The organism is Streptomyces sp. NPDC005181 (assembly GCF_040608395.1).
Taxonomy (GTDB): Bacteria; Actinomycetota; Actinomycetes; order Streptomycetales; family Streptomycetaceae; genus Streptomyces.
In genome coordinates, this window is sequence record NZ_JBEXID010000094.1 from 1 (window position 1) to 23,902 (window position 23,902).

The following is a 23,902-nucleotide window of genomic DNA, read 5'->3' on the forward strand; positions in this document are numbered from 1 at the left end:
GGCGGATCACCGCCGGACGGCCCCTGGGCCCCCTACCGCCAATGGATTCCCGAGGGGCGCGCATGTCGGGCGCGGGAGTCCACGGTGCCGTTGGGACGCGAGGGCTTGGCGTCGAACAGCGTGGCGTACAGACCGCTCCGGTCTAGCAGTTGGGTGTGCGTGCCCGACTCCACCAGACGCCCCTCGTCCAGCACCAGGATGCGGTCGGCGTCGGCGGCAAGGGCCAGGTCGTGCGTGATGACGATGGTGGTGCGCCCCTCGGCGAGGCGTCGCAACGGGCCGAGGATGCGTTGTGCGGCCAGGGCGTCCAGGCCCGTGGTGGGCTCGTCGAGAAGGAGAACGGGCGCGTCGCGGACCATGGCACGGGCGATCGCGATGCGTTGCAGCTGGCCTCCGGAGAGCCGGGATGTGCCGGGCGAGACAACAGTGTTGTAGCCGTCGGGAAGGGCCCGGATGAAGTCGTGCGCGTCGGCTGCGCGCGCGGCTTCCTCGATGTCACGGCGGGTCGTATCGGTGCGCCCGCACGCGATGTTCTGCTCGATGGTGTCGTGCAGGACGAGGGTGTCCTGCGGCAGCAGCGTGATGTTCCGGCGGAGGTACGTCAGCGGCAGCTGGTCCACGGAGGTGCCGTCCAGCCGGATGCTGCCGGAGTCCGGGTCGTAGAACCTCAGCAGCAGAGCGGCCAGGGTCGACTTGCCGGCGCCGCTGGGGCCGGTGATGACCAGCAGTTCGCCGGGGACCGCGGTGAACGAGAGATCGCGGAGAACCGGCTCCGGGTTGCCGGGGTAGTGGAAGGCGATCTGCCGCGCCTCCACCTCGCCGACAGCGCGCGGCCGGGCCGGGGCCGCCACAGATGCGCCCGGGTCGGTGACGGTGGGCTCGGTGTCGAGGATCTCCAGAAGCCGCTCGGCTCCGGCGGTCGCGGCGGTGGCCGTCAGACCGAGCTGGCCCAGGGAGCGGATCGGCGGGTAGAGGGAACCGATGAAGGCGGCGAAGGCGAGGAGCTGTCCGAGCGTCATCCGTCCCGTGGAGATCTGCCATGCACCCAGACCGATGATCACCAGGACACACACGGTTTCGAGGACCTCCACGAGTTGCTCGTAGAGCTCGGCGAGCCGGGTGCCCCTCACCGCCGCCGTGAACCGGGCACGCGCCTTGCCGAGGAGCCGTTCCTCCTCGTCGTGCTGCCTGTTGTACGCCTGGGTCATGACGACATTGACCAGCGTCTCCTCGACGACGGCCGTAATGGCACCGTCCGCCGCGCGTCCGCGCCGGGACACCGCGCGCAGGGGCCCCGTGAACACGCGGGTGGTGAGGTAGAAGAGGGGGACCATGGCAAAGGTGGCGAGGGCCAGATTCCAGCTCAGCCACACAGCGGCGGCAGCGTAGAAGAAGGTGTTGAAGAGAGCGGTTGCAGCCCCGACGATGCCGGAGACCACGAGGGCTTCGATGGCTTCCACATCGCCGGTGAGCCGCTCGACCAGGTCACCACGACGATTGCGCTGGTAGAAGTGGGGCGGCAGCGTCTGCAGATGACTGAAGACCCGGGCCCGCAGCCGCATCACGAAGCGTTCGGCGGTCCAGACCGCGAGCGAGCTGCACAGGTACCCCACAATCGCACCGATGACAGCCACGGTGAGCCACTGACCAGCAGGTTTCCAGAAGGCACTGACGGATCCCTGCTGCAGAGCGTTGTCGGTCAGTTCCGCGAAGAGAAGGATGGTGATGGTCTCCGCGATCGCGCTCACGATGGCGAGGGCGCAGATGAGCAGAAGCCAGCGCCGGTCGCCATAGGTAAGCGGCCAGAACCGTCGGAACGACCGGACCACGGTAATGGGGTCGGTACGGATCGGAACGTCCGTCACCGATTCCGGGGGCGGCTCGTCGGGGCGCGCGAGGGGGCCGAGAAGGCGCATGGGCCTCACATCACTGAGAAGTGCGGAATGCGGACCGCCGCCAGAGCCTCTTCCCGGACCAGGGCCGGATCGCGGCGCGAACTGCGATGCCGTCGTGATTCATGCCGTGAAGAGCGCCTGCCAGGGGTCGCAAAGTGGACATGATCCGAACGGGAGGCCCCTGGGGCGCGGGCCCCAAAACCACGAAGCGGACCCGCGCGGTTGCGCGGGCCAGCCTCGTGTTGGGGGTTTTGGAGATTCTGGGAAGGCTGGTCAGTAGCGGTAGCCTCCGCGGCCTCGGCGCCCGAAGCCGCGTCCACGTCCACGCCGGCCGTAGCCGTAGCCATAGCCGTAGCCGCCGTAGCCGCCGTAGCCGCCGTAGCCTCCGTAGCCGCCCCAGCGGCCCCAGCGGTCCCTGTCCCTGTGGCGGAAGATGTCACGGATGTTCATCTTCGCCTCCTTTGGGCAGTTGGTGCGCCGCTCCCTGTTTCTGCCGCGGCACTATCGACCCTACGACGCCTAATTCAGACCAACAAGTCGTACGCGTATGAATTCGGGCAAAAGCCATATTTCCCGGCAAATATTCGACGCGCCGCCCTGCGCGACCCGCAGGCTCGGGGCGGTCCACAGGGCCCCTCATCAGCACAACCGGGCCCGCCCGCAGCATCCCTGACGGAAGCGGCCGCAGCGGCCCCGCACCCCCGCGGATCCGGGTCGACAGCCGGCAGGCACCCACAGGGGTGGGCGCGGCGCAACGGAACAGCCCCGGAGCGTGACGGCGCGCCGCTGCCGTTCGAGGGGCCACCCCGGTAGCCGCGATGAGCGAAGTGCGTTGCCAATGCAAAGAAAATTGCCCGCGCCGGGCGTCAGGGCCTCGCCGCGAGACACCACGACGCTCGCGCGCCCTCTCAACACCAGCGGCAGCGAGCCCACTTGACGCATGCCCGGATGAAACCGGTCGGTACGCACCGAGTTCGGGCCGGCACGCCCCGCGCGGATCCCCGGCCGCACACGCAATCGGGACTCTGTCATGTCCTGATCGCCGGCAGCTCTGGGCCGACGGGGGGCCTGCGAAAAGCCTTCAGCGTGTCCTGCACGTCTGACGCTGCCGCGCGTGCATCCTTGTTCCCAGGAGGCTGGAACGTTCCTGCACTGCGGCCGTCGTGGTGGGGCGGGTGGGACTCGAACCCACGGCCGACGGATTATGAGTCCGCTGCTCTAACCGGCTGAGCTACCGCCCCTTTTCGGCGTGGCGCGTACATGTGTGCGCGCCGTCTGCCGCAGCATAGCCGGTCATACGATCTCTCGCTCCGGATGGTCGACTTCGCCTGACCATGAGGACTGCGCTGCTTGCTGCCCGGTTCCGGACGGCGTGAAGTGGACACGAAAGAGTCCCGCACCGACCGCCGAACCGCCCTCCGGCCCGACACGCGAAAAAGGACCCCGAGGGGTCCTCTTCCGTTCCGCTCCCCCGACTGGACTCGAACCAGTAACCCTCCGGTTAACAGCCGAATGCTCTGCCAATTGAGCTACAGGGGATCGCGCTCCCCCGACTGGACTCGAACCAGTAACCTGCCGGTTAACAGCCGGCTGCTCTGCCAATTGAGCTACAGGGGATTGCTGCGTTTGCACCGAACCCTACCTGCCTGGCTGCTGCCGGGCGGCGTGCGTTCGCTGCGACACATACATTAGCGCAAGCAGGGGGGTGCTCCGCCAATCGGTATCGCCCCGGGTGATCTCGGGCCCCGACGGGTAGGCGGGCAGCACACGTCGCACCGAGCACATACGCAGCAAGCACGGAGCAGGAGAAGGGTGGCAGCCATGCGGTACCGGCTCACGTTCATCGCCGGCCTGGCCCTCGGTTACGTCATCGGCACACGCGCCGGACGCGAGCGCTACGAGCAGCTGAAGAAGTCCGCACGTCAGATCGCCCAGAACCCGGCCGTGCGCAATACCGCCGAGTCCGCGGCGCAGAGCAGCCGCGAGTTCGCGGGCAAGGCGTACCACGCAGTGAGCGTCAAGGTCGGCGAGAAGGTGCCCGCCTCGGTGGTCGAGCGGGTGCGGTCGGTGCGGGAGCGGAGTCAGGGCCAGGGTGTCGAGGACGACTGGGGCACCAGTAATACGTAACAGGGGCGGCCGCCCGCCTTCCGTACGGGAAAGCTCCGGCGGTGCGGCAGAATCTTCACCATGGGCATAGTCGCCGGCTTGGACAGTTCTTCGGCCTTCACACACATCGTCGTCTGCGATGCGGACACGGGTGCCGTACTCCGGCAGGGGTACGCCGCACATCCCGTCGAGGCGAAGGCCACCGAGGTCGATCCGCAGGTGTGGCTGCTCTCACTCGGTGAGGCGGCCACCGGCGGGCTGCTCGAAGGCGTCCAGGCCATCGGGGTGTCCGCGCAGCAGCACGGTCTGGTGCCGCTGGACCGGCAGGGCAACCTCGTACGTCCGGCACTGCTCGGCAACGACAAGCGGGCGCAGGTCGCCGCGGCCGATCTGATCGACGGGCTCGGCGGGCGGCAGGCCTGGGCCGAGGCGGTCGGGGCCGTGCCGCAGGCCGCGCAGCCCGTGTCGAAGCTGCGGTGGCTGGCGCGGACCGAACCGGAGGCCGCGCAGCGGGTCGCTTCGGTGCTGCAGCCGCACGACTGGCTGGTCTGGCAGCTGCTGGGCCGGCCGGCCCGGCGGACCACCGACCGGGGTGCCGCGTCAGGGACGGGGTACTGGTCGGCGGGGAGCGGTGCGTACCGGCCCGATCTGGTGGAGCTCGCGCTCGGGCAGCAGGCCACGCTGCCGGAGGTGCTCGGTCCCGCCGATGCCGCCGGGACGACGCCGGAGGGGCTGCTGATCTCGGCCGGGACCGGCGAGACGATGGCGGCGGCGTTCGGGCTCGGTGTCGGGCCCGGCGACGCGGTGGTGTCGCTGGGGGCGTCGGGTTCGGTGATGGCGGTGCACCACGAGGCGCTGGCCGATCCGTCCGGGATGATCACGTCGTTCGCGGATGCCACCGGAATGCATCTGCCGGTCGTGTACACGCTCAATGCGGTGCGTGCACTACGGGGCACCTCCGAGATGCTGGGGCTGGAGAGTCTGGAGGAGCTGTCCGCGCTGGCGCTGAAGTCGACGCCGGGCGCCTCCGGGCTGGTCCTGCTGCCGTATCTGGAGGGCGAGCGCACCCCGCATCTGCCGCACACCGCGGGCACGCTGAGCGGGCTGCGGCGCGAGTCGATGAAGCCGGAGCATCTGGCGCGGGCGGCGTTCGAGGGGATGCTGTGCTCGCTGGCCGACGCACTCGATGTGCTGCGCGGCCGCGGGGTCGAGGTGCGGCGGGTGTTCCTGCTGGGGGCGGCGGCCGAGCTGCCTGCCGTGCAGGGGCTTGCACCGGCACTGTTCGGCACACAGGTCGTCGTACCGCAGCCGGCCGAGTATGCGGCGCTTGGTGCGGCCCGGCAGGCGGCCTGGGCGCTGGGGGTCTCGCAGGGGACGCTCGATCCGCGCACTCCCCCGGCCTGGCAGGGCGCGGCGGCGCAGGTGCTGGAGCCGGGCGAGGAGCTGCCGATCGGCCAGGCGGTGCGCCAGCAGTACAGAGCGACGCGGGACCAGATCCACCCCGGGGCGTTCGACTCCGCGTTCTGATCCGGCTGCTCCGGGTGACAAGGCCGGTTCCCGTTCGGAGGTTCGGTCTCCAACAGGTGAACCGGGTCTCGTTTTTGACCTGGGTTTGAGGAAAAACGTTCGCGGTCGCGCCGGGCCTTGCCGGAAAATGAGTCGGCTCCAGACCTCCTGCCGACTCCGAGAGACACGCGTGCTCATAAAACTCCTGCGGGCCTGTCTCGGCCCGTACAAGAAACCGATCGTGCTGTTGGTGGCGCTCCAGCTGCTGCAGACCTGCGCCACCCTCTATCTCCCCTCCCTCAACGCCGACATCATTGACAACGGTGTCGTCGAGGGGGACACGGGCTACATCCTGGAGTACGGCGGCATCATGATCGCCGTCTCCATCGCCCAGGTCGTCTGCAACACGGGGGCCGTCTTCTACGGCGCGCGCACCGCGGCCGCACTTGGCCGGGATGTCCGTGCGACGGTCTTCGACCGGGTTCAGTCGTTCTCGGCACGTGAGGTCGGGCGCTTCGGGGCGCCCTCGCTGATCACCCGTACCACCAATGACGTCCAACAGGTCCAGATGCTGGTCCTGATGACGTTCACCATGATGGTCTCGGCGCCGATCATGTGTGTCGGCGGCATCGTCCTGGCGCTCGGCCAGGACGTTCCGCTGTCAGCGGTGCTGCTCGCGGTGGTACCGGTGCTCGGCATCGCGGTGAGTCTCATCGTGCGACGGATGCGGCCGCTGTTCCGCACGATGCAGGAGCGGCTCGACACGGTGAACCGGGTGCTGCGCGAGCAGATCACCGGCAACCGGGTCATCCGCGCCTTCGTCCGCGACGGGTACGAGGAGATGCGGTTCCGCGGCGCCAACACCGAGTTGACCGATGTGGCGCTCTCCACCGGGCGTCTGATGGCGCTGATGTTCCCGACCGTGATGACGGTCGTGAACGTGTCGTCGATCGCCGTGGTCTGGTTCGGTGCGCACCGGATCGACAGCGGCGGGATGCAGATCGGCGCGCTGACCGCGTTCCTCTCCTACCTGATGCAGATCGTCATGTCGGTGATGATGGCCACCTTCATGTTCATGATGGTGCCGCGCGCCGAGGTGTGCGCCGAGCGCATCCAGGAGGTGCTGGAGACCGATTCGAGCGTGGTGCCGCCGGTCGAGCCGGTGCGGGAGCTGCGCGCCCACGGTCATCTGGAGGTGCGGGGTGCGGACTTCCGCTACCCGGGCGCCGAGGAGCCGGTGCTGCGGTCGGTGGATCTGGTGGCACGGCCCGGCGAGACGACCGCGATCATCGGGTCGACGGGCAGCGGGAAGTCGACGCTGCTCGGTCTCGTACCGCGACTGTTCGATGTGACGGACGGTCAGGTGCTGGTCGACGGCACGGACGTACGGACGCTGGAGCCGGCACTGCTGGCGAAGACGGTGAGTCTGGTTCCGCAGAAGCCGTATCTGTTCTCCGGGACGGTCGCGACGAACCTGCGGTACGGAAATCCGGACGCGACCGACGAGGAACTGTGGCACGCGCTGGAGGTCGCGCAGGCCAAGGAGTTCGTCGAGGAGCTGGAGCACGGACTGCACGCGCCGATCGCGCAGGGCGGCACCAATGTCTCCGGCGGGCAGCGGCAGCGACTCGCGATCGCGAGGACGCTGGTGCAGCGGCCGGAGATCTATCTCTTCGACGACTCGTTCTCCGCGCTCGACTATGCGACGGATGCCGCGCTGCGCGGCGCGCTGTCACAGGAGACGGCCGAGGCGACCGTGGTGATCGTGGCGCAGCGGGTGTCCACCATCCGTGACGCCGACCGGATTCTGGTGCTGGACGAGGGCCGGGTCGTCGGGTCCGGTACCCATCACGAGCTGATGGACGGCAATGAAACCTACCGGGAGATCGTGCTCTCCCAGCTGACGGAAGCGGAGGCCGCGTAATGGCCGGGCCTGGCGGACGCATGATGGCGGGCGGGGCGCCGACCGACCGGTCCATGGACTTCAAGGGGTCCTCGAAGCGGCTGCTGAAGCGCTTCACCGCGGAGAAGACCACGCTGTACGTGATGCTGACGGCCGGTGTGCTGAGCGTCGCGCTCTCGGTCGTCGGGCCGAAGATCCTCGGCAGGGCGACCGACCTGGTGTTCGCCGGGGTCATCGGCCGGCGACTGCCGGAGGGGACGACGAAGGAGCAGGCCATCGAGGGCCTGCGCAAGACCAACGGCGGCCTGGCCGACCTGCTCTCCGGGGTCGACTTCACGCCCGGCCAGGGCATCGATTTCGATGCGGTGGGCAACGTACTGCTGGCGGCGCTGGCGGTCTATGTCGGTGCCGGTCTGCTGATGCTGGTGTCGACGCGGCTGTCGATCCGGGTGATCAACCAGATCGTGTTCCAGCTGCGCGAGGACATCCAGGCGAAGCTGTCGCGGCTGCCGCTGTCCTACTTCGACCGGGCCAAGCGCGGCGAGGTGCTCAGCCGGGCGACGAACGACATCGACAACATCTCGCAGACGCTGCAGCAGACGTTGGGCCAGCTCATCAACTCGGTGCTGACCATCATCGGCGTGCTGATCGTGATGTTCTGGATCTCGCCGCTGCTGGCGCTGGTCGCGCTGGTGACGGTGCCGCTGTCGGTGGTCGTGGCCACGAAGGTCGGCAAGCGGTCGCAGCCGCAGTTCGTGCAGCAGTGGAAGGTGACGGGCAAGCTCAACGCCCACATCGAGGAGATGTACACCGGGCACTCCCTGGTGAAGGTCTTCGGGCGGCAGGAGGAGTCCGCGAAGGACTTCGCCGAGCAGAACGACGCGCTGTACGAGGCGAGCTTCCGGGCGCAGTTCAACAGCGGGATCATGCAGCCGCTGATGATGTTCGTGTCGAACCTGAACTATGTGCTGATAGCCGTCGTCGGTGGCCTGCGGGTGGCGTCGGGTGTGCTGTCGATCGGTGACGTCCAGGCGTTCATCCAGTACTCGCGGCAGTTCTCGATGCCGCTGACGCAGGTCGCCTCGATGGCGAACCTGGTGCAGTCGGGTATCGCCTCGGCCGAGCGGATCTTCGAGCTGCTGGACGCCGAGGAGCAGGGCTCCGACCCCGAGACGGGTGAGCGCCCGGTGGAGCTGCTCGGCAGCGTCTCGCTGGAGAAGGTGTCGTTCCGCTACGACCCGGACAAGCCGCTCATCGAGGATCTGTCGCTGAACGTCGAGCCGGGCCACACCGTCGCCATCGTCGGCCCGACCGGCGCCGGCAAGACGACGCTGGTGAACCTGCTGATGCGGTTCTACGAGGTGACGGGCGGCCGGATCGCTCTCGACGGCGTCGACGTGGCGAAGATGTCGCGCGACGAGCTGCGGGCGGGGATCGGCATGGTCCTGCAGGACACCTGGCTGTTCGGCGGGTCGATCGCGGACAACATCGCGTACGGCGCTTCGCGCAAGGTCACCCGGGAAGAGGTCGAGGAGGCGGCGAGGGCGGCCCACGCCGACCGCTTCATCCGTACCCTGCCGGACGGTTACGACACGGTGATCGACGACGAGGGCACCGGGGTCAGCGCGGGCGAGAAGCAGCTGATCACCATCGCGCGGGCGTTCCTGTCCGACCCGGTGATCCTGGTGCTCGACGAGGCGACGAGCTCCGTCGACACCCGTACCGAGGTGCTGATCCAGAAGGCGATGGCCCGCCTCGCGCACGGCCGTACGAGCTTTGTGATCGCGCACCGGCTCTCCACCATCCGGGACGCTGACGTCATCCTGGTGATGGAGAACGGGTCGATCGTCGAACAGGGCACGCACGACGAGCTGTTGGACGCGCAGGGGGCCTACGCCCGGCTGTATGCGGCACAGTTCGCGCAGGCGGTCGCCGAGGTCGACTGATCTCTTCGGTCCTGGACCGGCCGGCACAGAGGGGTGGCGTCGCACCCCCATGTACCGGTCGGTCTCAGTCCAGGTAGCCGCGGAGCTGGTCGGCGAAGGCGTGGTCCCGCAGCTTGTTGAGGGTCTTGGATTCGATCTGGCGGATGCGTTCGCGTGTCACGCCGAAGATCCGGCCTATCTCTTCGAGTGTGCGGGGCCGGCCGTCGTCCAGCCCGTAGCGCAGCTGGACCACCTTCCGCTCCCGCTCGCCCAGGGTGGAGAGCACCGCTTCGAGGTGCTCGCGCAGCAGCAGGAACGCGGCGGACTCCACGGGGGACGCCGCGTCTCCGTCCTCGATCAGGTCACCGAGCGCGACGTCGTCCTCCTCGCCGACCGGTGCGTGCAGCGAGACGGGTTCCTGGGCGAGCCGCAGCACTTCGCCGACCCGTTCCGGCGTCAGGTCGAGCTGGGCGGCGACCTCTTCGGGCGTCGGCTCGTAGCCGCGCTCCTGGAGCATGCGGCGCTGGACCCGTACGACGCGGTTGATCAGCTCGACGACATGGACCGGGACCCTTATGGTCCGCGCCTGGTCGGCGAGAGCGCGGGACATGGCCTGCCGGATCCACCAGGTCGCGTACGTCGAGAACTTGTAACCCCGGGCGTAGTCGAATTTCTCGACGGCCCTGATCAGTCCGAGGTTCCCCTCCTGGACCAGATCGAGCATGGTCAGTCCGCGGCCGACGTAACGTTTGGCGACGGAGACGACGAGGCGCAGATTCGCCTCGATCAGGCGGCGCTTCGCCATCCGCCCCATGACCACCAGCCGGTCGAGATCGACGGCGAGCCGGGAGTCCGGGTCCGGGGTGCTCGCGAGCCGCTCCTCGGCGAAGAGGCCGGCTTCGACGCGGCGGGCGAGCTCCACCTCGTCGGCGGCGGTGAGCAGCGGGATGCGACCGATCTCCCGCAGGTACTGGCGGAAGAGGTCCGAGGACGGGCCGCTGGTGTCGGGGCGCCCGCGCGGCTCCGGGGGTTCGGGCACCTCCGTCTGCTCCTCCATGACGGCGTCGGCTGCGACGACCGCTGCGGGCGGTTCTGACGGTTCGGGCGGTTCGGGTGTCAGTGGGTCCACCGCTGCCTCCGGATGATGCATGGCCCGGTTCTGCGCGGGGACGGCCGAGACACGCTCGGTTGTGGTCACGGTCCGGGTCTGCACGGGGGCGACCTCCAGGTGATCGCTGCCGGATCGCGGGGATGGGAGGTCCACCGTGCAGTGGGCCGACCGCGCTCCGATGACTCAGGCACCGCCCCCCAGTGTGGGGGAAGACACATCGCCGCCACGAGGGGCGTGCGCGGACTTTCTGAGTCCGGTCCGTAACCGGTCGGTTACGCGTGGGGAGCCGGCCCCCGGCCCTGGCTGCCGGACAGGCCCTGGGCGCGTCAGAGCGCGTCGGCGCCGTTGTTGCGCAGGGACTGGGAGTACTGCTGGAGGACCCAGACCTCGTTCTGCGCGGCCGCCAGATGGTCGGGGGCCACATTGCTGCCGAGACGGCTGAGGCTGCCCTGGACGTCGTTGATCCGGCGGTCGACCGCGCGCAGCCGGACCTTGACCAGGTGCTCGCCCGCGTACGCCTCGTCGATGGACTTGCCGTGGAAGACCTCCACGGCGAGCTCGGTGACCAGCTTGCGCACCGTGTCGTCGGGAGCGGCGCCGAGGACGCCGACCAGATACTCGCGGGTGCCGGCGAGGCCCCGTTCGGCGCCGCCCGCCTCCGCGATGCACTGCCGCACCGCCGCGTACGGCGGGGCGGTGAACTCGTCGACCCCATAGGCGTCGAAGGCCGGGGCGACCAGGGCGGGCCGCTGCAGGGCGAGCTTGAGCAGCTCGCGCTCGGTGCGGTGGGCGGGGCTGCGGAGATGGAGCGCCGGGCCCGACGGGCCGGCGGAGGGCCGGCCCTGCTGGTGCTGGGGGCCGCCGCGGGTGGGCGCGGGGGCGGGGCCCCGGTCGCCGCGGTCGCGGGCCCAGCGGGCCAGCTGGGCGACGCGCTTGACGACGAACTGGGTGTCGAGGATGCCGAGCATCCCGGCCAGCTGGACGGCGACCTCGTGCTGCGAGGAGCTGTTCTTGATCCGGGCGACGACCGGGGCGGCCTCGTCGAGGGCGGCGCCGCGGCCCGCGGGGGTCTCCAGGTCGTACCGCCCGACGATCTGGCGGAGCGCGAACTCGAAGAGCGGCGTGCGGGGTTCGACCAGGTCGCGGACGGCCTCGTCGCCCTTGGCCAACCGCAGATCGCACGGGTCCATGTTGTCCGGGGCGATCGCGATGTACGTCTCCGCGGCGAACTTCTGGTCGTCCTCGAAGGCTCGCAGGGCGGCCTTCTGGCCGGCCGAGTCACCGTCGAACGTGAAGATCACCCGGGCGCTGCCGTTGTCCATCAGGAGCCGGCGGAGGATCTTGATGTGGTCGCCGCCGAAGGCCGTGCCACAGGTGGCGATGGCCGTGGTGATGCCGGCGAGGTGGCAGGCCATGACGTCGGTGTAGCCCTCGACGACGACGGCCCGGCTGGCCTTCGCGATGTCCTTCTTCGCGAGGTCGATGCCGTACAGCACCTGCGACTTCTTGTAGATCGCGGTCTCGGGGGTGTTGAGATACTTCGGCCCGTTGTCGTCGTCGCGGAGCTTGCGGGCACCGAAGCCGACGACCTCGCCGGACGTGTCGCTGATCGGCCACATCAGGCGGCCGCGGAAGCGGTCGATGGGGCCGCGGCGGCCGTCCTGGGAGAGGCCCGAGGTGATCAGCTCCCGGTCACTGAACCCCTTGCCGCGGAGGTAGCGGGTGAGGTGGTCCCAGCCGGCCGGGCTGTAGCCGACGCCGAAGTGGGCGGCCGCCGCCTGGTCGAAGCCGCGCCCGGCAAGGAACTTCCGGCCGATCTCCGCCTCGGGACTGTCCAGCTGCTCGACATAGAACTGGGCGGCGGCCTTGTGCGCCTCGACCAGCCGGATGCGCTCGCCGCGCTGGTGGGAGGGGTTGTAGCCGCCCTCCTCGTAGCGCAGGGTGATGCCCGCCTTGGCGGCGAGCCGCTCGACCGTCTCGGAGAAGGAGAGGTGGTCGATCTTCATCACGAACGCGATGGTGTCGCCGCCCTCCTGGCAGCCGAAGCAGTGGAAGAGTCCCTTGCTCGGGCTGACCTGGAAGGAGGGCGACTTCTCGTCGTGGAACGGGCAGAGCCCCTTGAGGTTGCCCCCGCCTGCGTTCCGCAGCTGGAGGTACTCGGAAACGACGGCGTCGATCGGGACCGCGTCCCGGACCGCCTTCACATCGTCGTCATTGATCCTGCCTGCCACGGGTGAAGTCTACGGGGGAGGGCGGACAACAGGAGTGCGCGGTCGTCGCCGCGGTCGCCGGACGGGACCTTGATCACGACCGCCCGGCGACGGAGAGGACAGCGGGGAACACGGCGGGGAACACCGTCCTGACACGGCTCAGATCAGGGACTCCAGCGGCACCGACGGGTCCGCGAGCGCGTCCGGGTCGATCTGCCGGCCGGTCCGGATCAGCTCCTGGACGGTCTCGGTGACGTCCCACACATTGACGTTCATCCCGGCCAGCACCCTGCGGTCCTTCAGCCAGAACGCGATGAACTCCCTCTTGCCCGCGTCGCCGCGGATGACGACCTGGTCGTACGAGCCCGGCGGCGCCCAGCCCGAGTATTCGAGCCCCAGGTCGTACTGGTCGGAGAAGAAGTACGGCACACGGTCGTAGCCGCCGTCCTGGCCGAGCATGGCGCGGGCCGCGGCCGGGCCGCTGTTCAGCGCGTTCGCCCAGTGCTCCACGCGCAGCCGGGTGTCGAACAGCGGGTGCGGCACGTTGGCCACGTCCCCGGCGGCGTAGATGTCCGGGTCGGAGGTGCGCAGCGAGGCGTCGACCGCGATGCCGCCGCCGTCGCCGCGGGCGGCGATCGCGAGACCGGCGGCTTCGGCGAGGGCGGCGCGCGGGGCGGCGCCGATCGCGGCGAGGACATCGTGGGCGGGGTGCTCCTCGCCGTCGTCGGTGCGGGCGGCGAGAACCATGCCGTCCTGTCCGACGATCTCGGTGAGTTTGGTGCCGAAGCGGAAGCGGACGCCGTGGTCGCTGTGGAGTTCGGTGAAGATCTGGCCGAGCTCGGGGCCGATGACCCGGAGCAGCGGGGTCGCCTCCGGCTCGACGACGGTGACCTCGGCGCCGTATCCGCGGGCCGCCGCCGCGACCTCCAGGCCGATCCAGCCGGCCCCGGCGATCACCAGATGGCCGTTGTCGCGGCCGAGCGCGGACAGCACGTTCTTCAGCCGGTCGGCGTGGGCGAGGCGGCGCAGATGGTGGACGCCGGCCAGATCCGTACCGGGGATGTCGAGGCGGCGGGGTTCGGCGCCGGTGGCGAGCAGCAGCTTGTCGTAGTGGATGACGGCGCCGTCGCCGAGCTCCACGGAGCGGGCGCCGCGGTCGATGGCGGTGACGGGCTGGCCGAGGTGGAGCTCCACATCGACGCCCGCGTACCAGGCCGTCTCATGGACGAAGACGCTTTCACGGGCCTCCTTGCCGGCCAGATAGCCCTTGGAGAGGGGAGGTCGTTCGTACGGATGGTCACGCTCATCGCCGACCAGGATCACCCGGCCGCTGAAACCCTCCGAACGGAGTGTTTCGGCTGCCTTCGCTCCCGCCAGTCCTCCCCCGACGATGACGAACGTCCGATGTGCGTCGACCACTGTGGTGCCTCCTCGGTGCTTGCTGCGCTCCGCCGCCACCTGCGAGCGTCCCGCACGCAGCGTGATGGCGAAAGAGGGTGTACCCCGATCAGGTCACACCCGTTGGCCACAGGCCGGTGCGCCGGCCGGGGCCGGCGCCGCGCGGAGCGGGCCCCGGACGGAGCCGGGCGCCCGCCCGGCGTGGCATGTGCTCCCAGCACATCACCTGCGCCATTACTGACCGCCATCGCCGCGCCCCACGGCCGCAGGACTTGCCCGGGGCCGCCGAACAGGCAGGCGACTACGGGGGTGTGCGGGCGGACGCCCGTATCCCGCGCGGCGGGGCGCTCGGGGCCGGGGCGCGCCCGGGGCAGCCTCCGGGCCGGGCCCTCAGCGCCCCCAGGAGGCGAGCGAGGCGTGCAGTGAGCGGGCCGAGGCATCCGTGAGGGCGGCGATCTGGTCGACCAGAACGCGCTTGCGGGACCGGTCGTCGCAGGCGTGCTCGTACAGCGCGCGGAACTGTGGTTCCAGGCCCTCCGGGGCGCGCGCGGTCAGTGCCGCGGCCAGTTCCGCGATGACGATCCGCTGGTCGGCGCGGATCGCCTCCTGTTCGGCGCGCTGCATCACATAGCGGTCGGCCACCGCCTTCAGGACCGCGCATTCGTTGCGTGCCTCGCGCGGGACGACGAGTTCGGCCGCGTACCGGCCGAGGCTGCCGGCTCCGTACGCCTGGCGGGTGGCGGTCTCGGCGGCGAGGCAGAACCGGCCGATCAGCTGGCTCGTCGCGTCCTTCAGCCGGGCCTGGGCGACGGCGGATCCGTCGTAGCCGTGCGGCCACCACTCCTGGCCGATGAGCCGGTCGAGGGCATCGGACACCTCCTGCGGTTCGGTGTCGGGCGGGACGTACCGTCCGATCGCCACGTCCCAGATCTCACGGCGCTCCGGCTCCGCGAAGAGGCAGTTGGGGTCGATGTGGCCGGCGTGCAGCCCGTCCTCGAAGTCGTGCACCGAGTACGCGACGTCGTCGGACCAGTCCATCACCTGGGCCTCGAAGCACTTGCGGTTCGGCGGGGCGCCCTTGCGGGCCCACCGGAACACCGGCAGGTCGTCCTCGTACACCCCGAATTTCGGGGAGCCGGGGTCGGTGGGGTGGTCGCCACGCGGCCACGGGTACTTGGTGGCGGCGTCCAGCGCCGCCCGGGTCAGATTGAGCCCGACGCTGACCAGGTCGCCGGTCCGCACGTCGCGCACGAACCGCTTCGGCTCCAGCCGGGTCAGCAGCCGCAGCGACTGCGCGTTGCCCTCGAAGCCGCCGCAGTCGGAGGCGAAGTCGTTGAGCGCCTGCTCGCCGTTGTGCCCGAACGGCGGGTGGCCCATGTCGTGCGCCAGACAGGCCGTCTCGACCAGATCGGGATCGCAGCCGAGCGCGGCGCCGAGCTCCCGGCCGACCTGGGCGCATTCCAGGGAGTGCGTGAGTCTGGTCCGGGGGCTCGCGTCCCAGGCGAGGCTGCGGGTGCCGGGCGTGACGACCTGGGTCTTCCCCGCCAGTCTGCGCAGCGCGGCGGAGTGCAGCACGCGGGCGCGGTCCCGCTGGAAGGCGGTGCGGCCCGGCCGTTTGTCGGGCTCGGTGTCCCAGCGCTCGGTGTCGGCCGCACCATAGGGCGCGGTGCCGTGTTCCTGTGTGCCCCACGTACCGTCCATGGTCCCGACAGTAAACGGCCGGACCGGCAAGAAGGCTCAGGCGGACGCCAGGAGATGGTCGTTCCTCGCGACTTCATGTGCCGGGAGTACGCCGGCCAACGCCTGGTCGTACCGGTGCAGGAGCAGCCGTGCCATCGCGGGGTGCGCGCCGAGCGGGGCCGCGGCGGTGCCGGGGGCGGCAGCGGCGGCGGCCGTCGCGAAGCGGCCGGGTGCGGTGAAGTAGGAGGCGACGGCGACCCGGTTCCGGCCGCGGGCGGCGAGGGTGCGCACCGCGACGGGGACGGTGGGCGTGGTGGCGGACGCGTAAGCAGGGACGACGGACACCCCGCCGAGCCGTTCGCTGAGCATCCGCGCGGTGCGGCGGGTGTCGGCGGCCGAGTCGGGGTCACGCGAACCGGCGGCGGCGAGAACCACGGCGGAGCTGCGGCTGTCGGCCTCCCCGGCCGGCCAGCCCGCTTCGACGAGCCGCCCGTACAGTGCCTCGACGAGCAGGGGGTGCGGCCCGAGCGGCGCCGCGATCACGGCCCGCAGGGCGGGGGCGGCGGCGACCGCCGCGGGTATGTCCCGCTTGACGTGGTGGCCGCGGCCGAGCAGCAGCGGTACGAGCACGGCGTCGCCGGACCCCAGGCCGGCCAGGGCCGACGGCAGGAGCGGCTCGTTCAGCTCGATGTGGCCGAGCCGGACGTCCAGCCCCGGGCGCAGTTCCCGCACCCGGTCCAGCAGTCTCATGGCCGTGCGCAGCGCCTGCGGGTCACGGCTGCCGTGTGCCACGGCGACGAGGGCAGGGGCGCGGGTGGTGGTGGCGGAGCCCGGCGCGGGCCCTCCGGTGCGGTGGTGCATGGGTCTGCGCGTTCCGTTCAGGGAGACATGGCTGAGCTGGGCGCCGAGCTGGGCGGTGATGCGGGTCAAGAGTTGCGCTGTGCTGTCGAGAGGCAGGGACTCGCGGGGCTGTGCCGATGCCGACTCCGTCATGAACCGATGGTGGCGGGCGCAGGTTGCCAGGTCGTTGCGCAGGGGTGACGGGTCTTTGCCACGGGCTCACGGCGCGGTCGTCGGGCCGAAGAGGCGCTCCAGGACGTGGGCCACCCCGTCCTCCTCGTTGGACCTCGTGTGTGACGCCACGGCGGCGAGCACGGCCGGGTGGGCGTTGCCCATGGCGTATCCGGTGCCCGCCCAGTCGAGGACGCTCAGGTCGTTGGGCATGTCACCGAAGGCGATGACCTCCGTGGCGGCGATGCCGCGCCCGGCGCAGAGCTCCGCGAGGGTGGCCGCCTTGGTGACCCCGGACGCGCTGATCTCCAGGAGCCCGCGTCCGCCGGAGTGGGTGAACTGGACGTCGCTGCCCGCCGGATCCACCCCTTGCCGGGCCGCGGCCAGCAGAGTGTCCGCGTCGAGCCGGTCGGACCAGGCGAGGAGTTTGGTGACGGGTACGTCGGTCAGCCACAGGTCCGCCAGGGACGGTACGGGCAGTTCGGCGTCGATGTCCTCGGACATGCGCAGTCGGTACGCCGGTTCGTACAGGATCTGGTTGCCCGTCTCCAGGGCGAAGCCCACCTCCGGCAGGACGGTGGCGAGTGCGGTGGCCACACGCTGGGCGACGGTGACGGGCAGGGCACGGGAGGAGACGACCGTACGCGTCCCGATGTCGTAGACGAGGGCGCCGTTGCTGCACACCGCCGTCCCCGTCAGACCGGTCGCCTCGGCGAGCCGGTCGACGAACCTGGGCGGCCTGGCGGTGACGAGGACGACCTGCGCACCGGCGCTCTCGGCCGAGCGCAGGGCGCGGAGCGTGCGGGACGAGAGGGTGCCGTCGCGGCGCAGCAGAGTGCCGTCGAGATCGGAGGCGATCAGCCGGGGAAGCAACATCGGCCGATGCTACTGGGCAAGGTCCGCGCCTGGTGTGCGTACGGCGCGCTCCGCCACCGCATGCCACCGGCCCGGCGGCGAAGGCGCGTCGGGCCGCGGCCGGCGCCGGTCCGGGTGAAGAAAGTCGCACCGTGGAGAACCCTTTTGACCTGATACTCGTCCGATCAGTTGACGCAATGACACCGACCAAGGGACTCCTATGCGAGGGAAGCGGCCGCAATGGCCGGGGTGGCTCGGGCGGCTGCGGCCGCGCCTGCCGCGCACGCGGCGTGGGCAGCGGTGGGCCGTGCAGGGAGTGATGGCCGCCTGTGTGCTGGGCCTGGCTCCCGCGACCTGGATGTACTCCGTCGCCGACGCCCGTGTCCGGACGGCCGCGGCCGCGCCCGCGCAGCAGGTCGCCGTGGTGTTCGGGGCCGGGCTGTGGGACGGGAAGCCGTCGCCGTATCTCGCGAACCGGCTGAACACGGCCGCCGAGCTGTACCGGGACGGCAAGGTGAAGGTCGTGCTGGTGACCGGTGACAACAGCCGCGAGGAGTACGACGAGCCGGATGCCATGCGGGCGTATCTCGTGGCGCACGGGGTGCCGGACAGGCGGATCGTCAGCGACTTCGCCGGGTTCGACACCTGGGACTCCTGCGTGCGGGCCAAGCAGATCTTCGGGGTCGACCGGGCCGTGCTGGTGAGCCAGGGGTTCCACATCCGGCGGGCGATCGCGCTGTGCCGGGCCGCGGGCATCGACGCGTACGGGGTCGGGGTCGACGCCAAGCACGATGCGACCTGGTACTACGGCGGGACGCGGGAGGTGTTCGCGGCGGGGAAGGCGGCACTGGACGCGATGTTCAAGCCGGATCCGCACTTCCTGGGGCCCCAGGAGCCCGGGGTCGGGGATGCCCTGGCGACCGGCGGGCGGTGAGGAGGCCGGCCTGTTCGCCGGCCTGGTGGAGGCCGACCTCACGGGCCCGGTGGAGGCGGGCTGAGGTCCACGTTCCGGCGGTGTAACCGGTCGCGGGCATCCGCGTAACACCTGGCTCGCACGCTGGGGCCCATGGCCCGCACCGAGACTGCTCCCACCGCGACCCACTGCCCGTACTGCTCGCTGCAGTGCGGGATGAATCTGCGACCGGTCACCGGTGGCCCGGCGGCCGGCGGCCCGGTGGTCGAGGTCGTGGAACGTACCGACTTCCCCGTCAACCGCGGCGCCCTGTGCGGCAAAGGCCGGACCGCGCCCGCCGTGCTCTCCTCACGGGTACGGCTGACCGGACCGCTCGTGCGTGACGCGGTCAGTGGCGAGCTGGAGCCGGCCGGCTGGGACGAGGCGCTGGCCGCGATCGCCGACGGGCTCCGGCGCACCCGGGCCGTGCACGGGCCCGATGCCGTGGGGGTGTTCGGCGGCGGCGGGCTCACCAACGAGAAGGCCTACACACTCGGGAAGTTCGCCCGGGTCGTCCTGTCGACCTCGCAGATCGACTACAACGGGCGGTTCTGCATGTCGTCGGCGGCCGCCGCGCACCAGCGGGCGTTCGGTCTCGACCGAGGGCTGCCGTTCCCCCTGGAGGACATCGCGCGCACCGGGTGCGTGATCCTCGTCGGGTCGAACCTCGCCGAGACGATGCCGCCGGCGCTGCGCTTTCTGACCGAACTCCGGGAGAACGGCGGCCGGTTGATCGTCATCGATCCGCGCCGGACCCGCACCGCCGAGCAGGCCGATCTGCATCTGGCGCCCCGGCCCGGCACGGATCTGGCGCTCGCGCTCGGGATGCTGCATCTGGTGGTGGCGGCCGGCCGGGTCGACGAGGAGTTCGTGCGCGACCGCACGAACGGCTGGGACGAGGCCAGGGCCGGTGTCATGGCGCACTGGCCGGAGCTGGTGGAGCGGCTGACCGGGGTGCCGGTGCCGCAACTGCGGGAGGCCGTCGACATGTTCTGCGAGGCGCAGAACGCCATGGTGCTGACCGCGCGCGGACCGGAGCAGCAGTCCAAGGGCACGGACACGGTCAGCGCCTGGATCAACCTCTGCCTGGCCACCGGCCGGGCGGGCAGGCCGCTGTCCGGGTACGGCTGTCTGACCGGGCAGGGCAACGGTCAGGGCGGGCGGGAACACGGCCAGAAGGCCGACCAGTTGCCCGGCTACCGCAAGCTCACCGACCCGGCGGCGCGCCGCCATGTGGCGCAGGTGTGGGGGGTCGACCCGGACTCGCTGCCGGGGCCGGGGCGCAGTGCGTACGAGCTCCTCGACGCGCTGGGGACGGACGTGCGGGCGCTGCTGGTGATGGGGTCCAACCCGGTGGTGTCCGCGCCGCACGCCGCGCATGTGGAGGGACGGCTGCGGTCGCTGGACTTCCTCGCGGTCGCGGACGTGGTGCTGTCGGAGACGGCGGCACTCGCCGATGTGGTGCTGCCGGTGACGCAGTGGGCGGAGGAGACCGGGACGACGACCAGCCTCGAGGGCAGGGTGCTGCTGCGGCAGCGGGCGGTCACCGCGCCGGACGGCGTCCGCAGTGATCTGGAGGTGCTGCACGGGCTGGCCGCGCTCCTCGGGCACGGCAAGGGGTTCCCCACCGACCCCGAGGAGGTCTTCGACGAGCTGCGGCGCGCCTCGGCGGGTGGTCCGGCCGATTATGCGGGGATCACGTACGGGCGGATCGCGGCGGAGGACGGGGTGTTCTGGCCGTGCCCGGACGAGCAGCACGCCGGTACGCCGCGGCTGTTCCTGGACCGGTTCGCCACGGACGACGGACGGGCGCGGTTCGTACCCGTGACGCACCGTCCGGCCGCCGAGGAGACCGACCGGGAGTATCCGGTGGTGCTGACGACCGGTCGGGTGGTCGCCCAGTACCAGTCGGGTGCGCAGACCCGCCGGGTCGACGAGCTCAACGCCGCAGCCCCCGGCCCGTTCGTGGAGCTGCATCCGCGGCTCGCCGAGCGGATCGGGGTGGCGGAGGGCGATCCGGTGGCGGTCACTTCACGGCGCGGGCGGGCGGTGGCGCCCGCCCGGATCACCGGGGCGATCCGGCAGGACACCGTCTTCATGCCGTTCCACTGGGCGGGTGAGGGCCGTGCCAACACGCTGACGAACCCGGCCCTGGACCCGGTGTCGCGGATGCCGGAGTTCAAGGTGTGCGCGGTGCGGGTGGAGGCGGCTGCCGGGTGAGCCAATCGCCTCCCGGGATGGGGGTGCCGCCGGTACGGAGGGAGCGGGTGACGGGGGCGGCCGCGAGGTAGACCCAGGCGCGGACGGTTCCGGTGGCGGGCGGGACCGTGCCCGGGAGGCGGACTTCGCGGGCGACCCGCTCGTAGAGATTGCGTGGGTGCCCCGGTCCGACGTACACCTCCAGCCGGTCGAGAAGGACGAGCAGCTCCGCGTACACGGCGGGCGCGGCCGTGACGAGCATGCCGTGCACGGTGCCGTGGCCCTCGATCGCGTACGGGTAGCCGGGGCCTTCGTACAGCAGGGCGCCCGGCAGCAGAGCCGGCCGTTCCACGATCGCCCGGTCCCGGAGGAACAGGTCGTGGTTGGGTTCGCCGGGAAGCAGCGTGCCATAGACGAAGAAGGGCAGTTCGGGGTCGGTCCGCGGCATGGTCAGAGGGCCGTGACCGGGGCCGTCTCCGCGGTCACCCAGGCGAGGTAGCGGTCGCTTCCCCGTACCACCGGCGTCGCGATGATCTCCGGGGTCTCGTAGTCGTGCGCCGCCCGGAGGTGTTCCTCCAGCTCGTCGTAGCGCCCGGCCGCCGTCTTGAACAGCACCTGCCATTCCTCCGTGGTCTCGATGGCGTTCTGCCAACGGTAGACGGAGGTGACGGGCGCGGAGATCTGCGCGCAGGCCGCGAGCCGCGCCTCGACCGCGCCCTGGGCGAGGGCGTGGGCCTTCTCCTCGCTGTCCGTGGTGGTCAGAACGGTCAGCCATGCCGGCGTTGTCACCGTCGGTCTCCTCAGCTCTTCGGCTCTGCTCTTCGGATCTTGTGCCTGTGGCGTGTCCTTCTCGTCGATTGTCGGGGCGGTTCGGTGCCGTGTCCTCCTTCATCACCGTTGCGGTATGGACATGACATGTCATGAACCCTTAAACCTGAGGCGAACTCAGAAGCACCGCTCAGATCGCCCTTCGTCCCCCCACGCACTCCGAGGAGTCCGATGAGATCGATTCGGCATGCATCGCGCCTCACCCCGCTCGGCATAGCCGCGGCCGCTGCCACTTTGCTGGCCTCCACCCTCACCGCCACCGCGGGCGCAGCCGCGGCCGGTCACCCGGCCCCGAGCCGCGCCACCGCCGTCCGTCACGCCGAGGCGGCGCTCGCCGGGCATGCCACCCCCCTGGGCCTCACCGGCGCCCAGGACACCGCGGTGCGCGATGTGGTCGTCGACAAGGACGGCAGCCAGCATGTGCGCTATGACCGCACCTACCGTCATCTGCCCGTCCTGGGCGGCGACTTCATCGTCCATCTCGCACCCGACGGCGCGTACCGGAGCGCCGACCGGGCCGTCCGCGGCGACCTCGCCGTGCCGACCGTGGCCCCGTCCCTCTCCGCGTCGGGCGCCGCCGACCTGGGCGCGGCCGCACTGCGCTCGGCCCACCGCGGCGTGAAGCTCCGCAAGGTCGCCGCACAGCCACAGCTCGTCGTGGACGCCCTGCACGGCGCACCCAAGCTGGCCTGGCGCACCGAGGCGGCGGGCAAGGACTCGCTGGGCAATCCGGTCGCCCGCGTCGTGCTCACCGACGCGCGCACGGGCCGGCAGATCGACGCCTGGGACAGCCTGGAGACGGCGTCCGGCGACGGCCGGTCGCTGTACAGCGGTACGGTCCCGCTCGAGACGACCCTGTCGGGATCGACATACCAGCTCAAGGACGCGACGCGCGGTAACACCTACTCCGGCGACGCGCAGAACAAGACCGACGGCTGCATCCTCACCATCTGCTGGAGCCGGGCGCCCGCGGTGCTGTTCACCGACGCCGACAACCACTGGGGCAACGGTGCCACCTCCGACCGCGCATCGGCGGCGGTCGACGCCCAGTACGGCACGGACACCACCTGGGACTACTACAAGAACGTGCACGGCCGGAACGGCATCGCCGGGGACGGCAAGGGCTCGTACAACCGCGTGCACTACGGGAACAGCTACAACAACGCCTTCTGGGACGACAGTTGCTTCTGCATGACGTACGGGGACGGCGACGGCTCGACCTTCGGGCCGCTGGTCGCGCTGGATGTGGCCGGACACGAGATGTCGCACGGCGTGACGTCCAAGACGGCGGGTCTCACCTACTCCGGTGAGTCGGGCGGTCTCAACGAGGCCACCTCCGACATCTTCGGCACGCTGGTGGAGTTCCACGCGAACAACCCGCAGGACCCGGGCGACTACCTCATCGGTGAGAAGATCGTGAAGTCCGGCTTCGGGAAGGCCGCGTTGCGGTTCATGGACCAGCCCTCCAAGGACGGCAACTCGGCGGACTGCTGGAGTTCCTCGGTCGGCAATCTGGATGTGCACTACTCGTCCGGTGTCGCCAACCACTTCGCGTATCTGCTGGCCGAGGGCAGCGGCCCGAAGGCCATCGGCGGCGTCCAGCACAACGGCACCACGTGCAACGGGGCAACGCTGAGCGGCATCGGCAAGGACAAGCTCGGCAAGATCTGGTACCGGGCACTGACCGTCTATATGACGTCCTCCACCAAGTACGCGGGCGCCCGCACAGCGACGCTCAACGCGGCGAAGGACCTGTACGGCGCCGGCAGCGCGGAGCAGAACGCGGTGGCCGCGGCCTGGTCGGCAGTGTCGGTCGGCTGACCTGGAGCAGGTCCCGGAGAGGCAGCCCACTCCGGGACCTGTGCCCTGCATGAGGGTCCGTCAATAACCGTACGGGCGCGCCAGCTTGGCATCGCGCAGCGCCTTCCCCCACCAGACGAGCTGATCGAGCAGCGTCTTCGCCGCCGCGTCCACGGCCGCCGGGTCCTTGTGCCTGCGGTCGTCATCGAACAGGGCGCCCGCGTTGTGGAACGACACGGTGTCGCGGATGGAGACGACGTGCAGCTCGGCGAAGACCTGGCGGAGGTGCTCAACGGCCCGCAGACCGCCGGACACTCCCCCGTACGAGACGAAGGCGACGGGCTTGGCCTGCCATTCGGCGTGATGCCAGTCGATGAGGTTCTTCAGCGGGGCCGGGAACGAGTGGTTGTACTCGGGGGTGACGACAACGAAGGCAAACATTCAGTTGGTAATCGGAGCGTGATCGTTCCGGCCGCCTCATCACGCTTGGTGGTCGTCGAGTTGGGCCGTCGCGGTGTGGTTG

17 protein-coding genes, 3 tRNA genes and 1 pseudogene are annotated in these 23,902 nt (G+C 70.6%); 7 read left to right on the forward strand and 14 right to left on the reverse strand.

Annotated features, from left to right (window positions below; genetic code table 11):
• Nucleotides 1–32: 32 nt before the first annotated feature.
• The 5 genes from ABZV38_RS33900 to ABZV38_RS33920 form a co-directional block, all read right to left on the reverse strand.
• Nucleotides 33–1,916 (reverse strand): ABC transporter ATP-binding protein, encoded by a 1,884-nt coding sequence (locus tag ABZV38_RS33900; RefSeq protein WP_356332289.1) that lies wholly within the window; start codon nucleotides 1,914–1,916, stop codon nucleotides 33–35.
• Nucleotides 1,917–2,168: 252 nt separating this feature from the next.
• Nucleotides 2,169–2,345, reverse strand: a complete 177-nt coding sequence (locus ABZV38_RS33905) for a hypothetical protein (RefSeq protein ID WP_356332290.1) — start codon at nucleotides 2,343–2,345, stop codon at nucleotides 2,169–2,171.
• A 714-nt stretch (nucleotides 2,346–3,059) separates the two neighbouring features.
• A tRNA-Ile gene (locus ABZV38_RS33910) sits at nucleotides 3,060–3,136 on the reverse strand.
• Between the two features lie 225 nt (nucleotides 3,137–3,361).
• Nucleotides 3,362–3,434 (reverse strand) — tRNA-Asn (locus ABZV38_RS33915).
• A gap of 5 nt (nucleotides 3,435–3,439) precedes the next feature.
• Nucleotides 3,440–3,512, reverse strand: a tRNA-Asn gene (locus ABZV38_RS33920).
• A 204-nt stretch (nucleotides 3,513–3,716) separates the two neighbouring features.
• On the opposite strand from ABZV38_RS33920, the gene ABZV38_RS33925 reads away from it, so the two are divergent.
• The 4 genes from ABZV38_RS33925 to ABZV38_RS33940 all read left to right on the forward strand — a co-directional run bounded on the left by ABZV38_RS33925 (nucleotide 3,717) and on the right by ABZV38_RS33940 (nucleotide 9,356).
• A complete protein-coding gene (locus ABZV38_RS33925) occupies nucleotides 3,717–4,022 on the forward strand; it encodes a YtxH domain-containing protein (protein WP_356332305.1) in 306 nt (101 codons plus the stop codon).
• A gap of 60 nt (nucleotides 4,023–4,082) precedes the next feature.
• The gene (locus tag ABZV38_RS33930; protein WP_356332291.1) at nucleotides 4,083–5,528 is read left to right on the forward strand and encodes an FGGY family carbohydrate kinase; all 1,446 of its coding nucleotides are present in this window, start codon (nucleotides 4,083–4,085) and stop codon (nucleotides 5,526–5,528) included.
• Between the two features lie 169 nt (nucleotides 5,529–5,697).
• Nucleotides 5,698–7,431, forward strand: coding sequence for an ABC transporter ATP-binding protein (locus ABZV38_RS33935; RefSeq protein WP_356332292.1), 1,734 nt, complete (start codon nucleotides 5,698–5,700; stop codon nucleotides 7,429–7,431).
• Nucleotides 7,431–9,356, forward strand: a complete 1,926-nt coding sequence (locus ABZV38_RS33940) for an ABC transporter ATP-binding protein (protein WP_356332293.1) — start codon at nucleotides 7,431–7,433, stop codon at nucleotides 9,354–9,356. The genes ABZV38_RS33935 and ABZV38_RS33940 overlap by 1 nt, the downstream gene beginning before the upstream one ends.
• Before the next feature lie 64 nt (nucleotides 9,357–9,420).
• Here ABZV38_RS33940 and ABZV38_RS33945 read toward each other — a convergent pair whose 3' ends face one another.
• From ABZV38_RS33945 to ABZV38_RS33970, 6 genes are all read right to left on the reverse strand, one after another.
• The gene (locus tag ABZV38_RS33945) at nucleotides 9,421–10,548 is read right to left on the reverse strand and encodes an RNA polymerase sigma factor (protein WP_356332294.1); all 1,128 of its coding nucleotides are present in this window, start codon (nucleotides 10,546–10,548) and stop codon (nucleotides 9,421–9,423) included.
• Between the two features lie 224 nt (nucleotides 10,549–10,772).
• The gene (gene dnaG / locus ABZV38_RS33950) at nucleotides 10,773–12,677 is read right to left on the reverse strand and encodes a DNA primase (RefSeq protein WP_356332295.1); all 1,905 of its coding nucleotides are present in this window, start codon (nucleotides 12,675–12,677) and stop codon (nucleotides 10,773–10,775) included.
• A 138-nt stretch (nucleotides 12,678–12,815) separates the two neighbouring features.
• Nucleotides 12,816–14,075 (reverse strand): FAD-dependent oxidoreductase, encoded by a 1,260-nt coding sequence (locus tag ABZV38_RS33955; RefSeq protein ID WP_356332296.1) that lies wholly within the window; start codon nucleotides 14,073–14,075, stop codon nucleotides 12,816–12,818.
• Between the two features lie 369 nt (nucleotides 14,076–14,444).
• Nucleotides 14,445–15,755 (reverse strand): deoxyguanosinetriphosphate triphosphohydrolase, encoded by a 1,311-nt coding sequence (locus ABZV38_RS33960; RefSeq protein WP_356332297.1) that lies wholly within the window; start codon nucleotides 15,753–15,755, stop codon nucleotides 14,445–14,447.
• Nucleotides 15,756–15,791: 36 nt separating this feature from the next.
• A complete protein-coding gene (locus tag ABZV38_RS33965) occupies nucleotides 15,792–16,727 on the reverse strand; it encodes a sirohydrochlorin chelatase (protein ID WP_356332298.1) in 936 nt (311 codons plus the stop codon).
• Between the two features lie 66 nt (nucleotides 16,728–16,793).
• Nucleotides 16,794–17,621 carry a Cof-type HAD-IIB family hydrolase gene (locus ABZV38_RS33970; RefSeq protein ID WP_356332299.1) on the reverse strand — a complete coding sequence of 276 codons (828 nt, stop codon included), beginning with the start codon at nucleotides 17,619–17,621 and terminating at the stop codon, nucleotides 16,794–16,796.
• 199 nt (nucleotides 17,622–17,820) lie between these two features.
• Here ABZV38_RS33970 and ABZV38_RS33975 point away from each other — a divergent pair, with 199 nt between their 5' ends.
• Nucleotides 17,821–18,534 (forward strand): ElyC/SanA/YdcF family protein, encoded by a 714-nt coding sequence (locus ABZV38_RS33975; protein ID WP_356332300.1) that lies wholly within the window; start codon nucleotides 17,821–17,823, stop codon nucleotides 18,532–18,534.
• Between the two features lie 132 nt (nucleotides 18,535–18,666).
• Nucleotides 18,667–20,772 carry a molybdopterin oxidoreductase family protein gene (locus ABZV38_RS33980; RefSeq protein ID WP_356332301.1) on the forward strand — a complete coding sequence of 702 codons (2,106 nt, stop codon included), beginning with the start codon at nucleotides 18,667–18,669 and terminating at the stop codon, nucleotides 20,770–20,772.
• Here ABZV38_RS33980 and ABZV38_RS33985 read toward each other — a convergent pair.
• On the reverse strand, nucleotides 20,732–21,199 hold the full coding sequence (locus ABZV38_RS33985; protein WP_356332302.1) for a gamma-glutamylcyclotransferase family protein: 468 nt from the start codon (nucleotides 21,197–21,199) through the stop codon (nucleotides 20,732–20,734). The two genes, ABZV38_RS33980 and ABZV38_RS33985, sit on opposite strands and share 41 nt — an antisense overlap.
• 2 nt (nucleotides 21,200–21,201) lie before the next feature.
• The gene (gene cutA / locus ABZV38_RS33990) at nucleotides 21,202–21,540 is read right to left on the reverse strand and encodes a divalent-cation tolerance protein CutA (protein WP_356332303.1); all 339 of its coding nucleotides are present in this window, start codon (nucleotides 21,538–21,540) and stop codon (nucleotides 21,202–21,204) included.
• A 210-nt stretch (nucleotides 21,541–21,750) separates the two neighbouring features.
• Here cutA and ABZV38_RS33995 point away from each other — a divergent pair, with 210 nt between their 5' ends.
• Nucleotides 21,751–23,400 (forward strand): M4 family metallopeptidase, encoded by a 1,650-nt coding sequence (locus ABZV38_RS33995; protein ID WP_356332304.1) that lies wholly within the window; start codon nucleotides 21,751–21,753, stop codon nucleotides 23,398–23,400.
• 60 nt (nucleotides 23,401–23,460) lie between these two features.
• On the opposite strand, the pseudogene ABZV38_RS34000 reads toward ABZV38_RS33995, so the two are convergent.
• Nucleotides 23,461–23,814: pseudogene (locus ABZV38_RS34000) on the reverse strand (NAD(P)H-dependent oxidoreductase); the annotation flags it as partial.
• Nucleotides 23,815–23,902 lie beyond the last annotated feature (88 nt).

What these genes read in the sequence shown, in the direction of transcription:
- ABZV38_RS33900 (WP_356332289.1), bottom strand. Translation starts at nt 1,916, where the DNA reads ATGCGCCTTCTCGGCCCCCTCGCGCGCCCCGACGAGCCGCCCCCGGAA.
- ABZV38_RS33905 (WP_356332290.1), bottom strand. Translation starts at nt 2,345, where the DNA reads ATGAACATCCGTGACATCTTCCGCCACAGGGACAGGGACCGCTGGGGC.
- ABZV38_RS33925 (WP_356332305.1), top strand. Translation starts at nt 3,717, where the DNA reads ATGCGGTACCGGCTCACGTTCATCGCCGGCCTGGCCCTCGGTTACGTC.
- ABZV38_RS33930 (WP_356332291.1), top strand. Translation starts at nt 4,083, where the DNA reads ATGGGCATAGTCGCCGGCTTGGACAGTTCTTCGGCCTTCACACACATC.
- ABZV38_RS33940 (WP_356332293.1), top strand. Translation starts at nt 7,431, where the DNA reads ATGGCCGGGCCTGGCGGACGCATGATGGCGGGCGGGGCGCCGACCGAC.
- ABZV38_RS33960 (WP_356332297.1), bottom strand. Translation starts at nt 15,755, where the DNA reads ATGGACGGTACGTGGGGCACACAGGAACACGGCACCGCGCCCTATGGT.
- ABZV38_RS33965 (WP_356332298.1), bottom strand. Translation starts at nt 16,727, where the DNA reads ATGACGGAGTCGGCATCGGCACAGCCCCGCGAGTCCCTGCCTCTCGAC.
- ABZV38_RS33970 (WP_356332299.1), bottom strand. Translation starts at nt 17,621, where the DNA reads ATGTTGCTTCCCCGGCTGATCGCCTCCGATCTCGACGGCACTCTGCTG.
- ABZV38_RS33975 (WP_356332300.1), top strand. Translation starts at nt 17,821, where the DNA reads ATGCGAGGGAAGCGGCCGCAATGGCCGGGGTGGCTCGGGCGGCTGCGG.
- ABZV38_RS33980 (WP_356332301.1), top strand. Translation starts at nt 18,667, where the DNA reads ATGGCCCGCACCGAGACTGCTCCCACCGCGACCCACTGCCCGTACTGC.
- ABZV38_RS33985 (WP_356332302.1), bottom strand. Translation starts at nt 21,199, where the DNA reads ATGCCGCGGACCGACCCCGAACTGCCCTTCTTCGTCTATGGCACGCTG.
- ABZV38_RS33995 (WP_356332304.1), top strand. Translation starts at nt 21,751, where the DNA reads ATGAGATCGATTCGGCATGCATCGCGCCTCACCCCGCTCGGCATAGCC.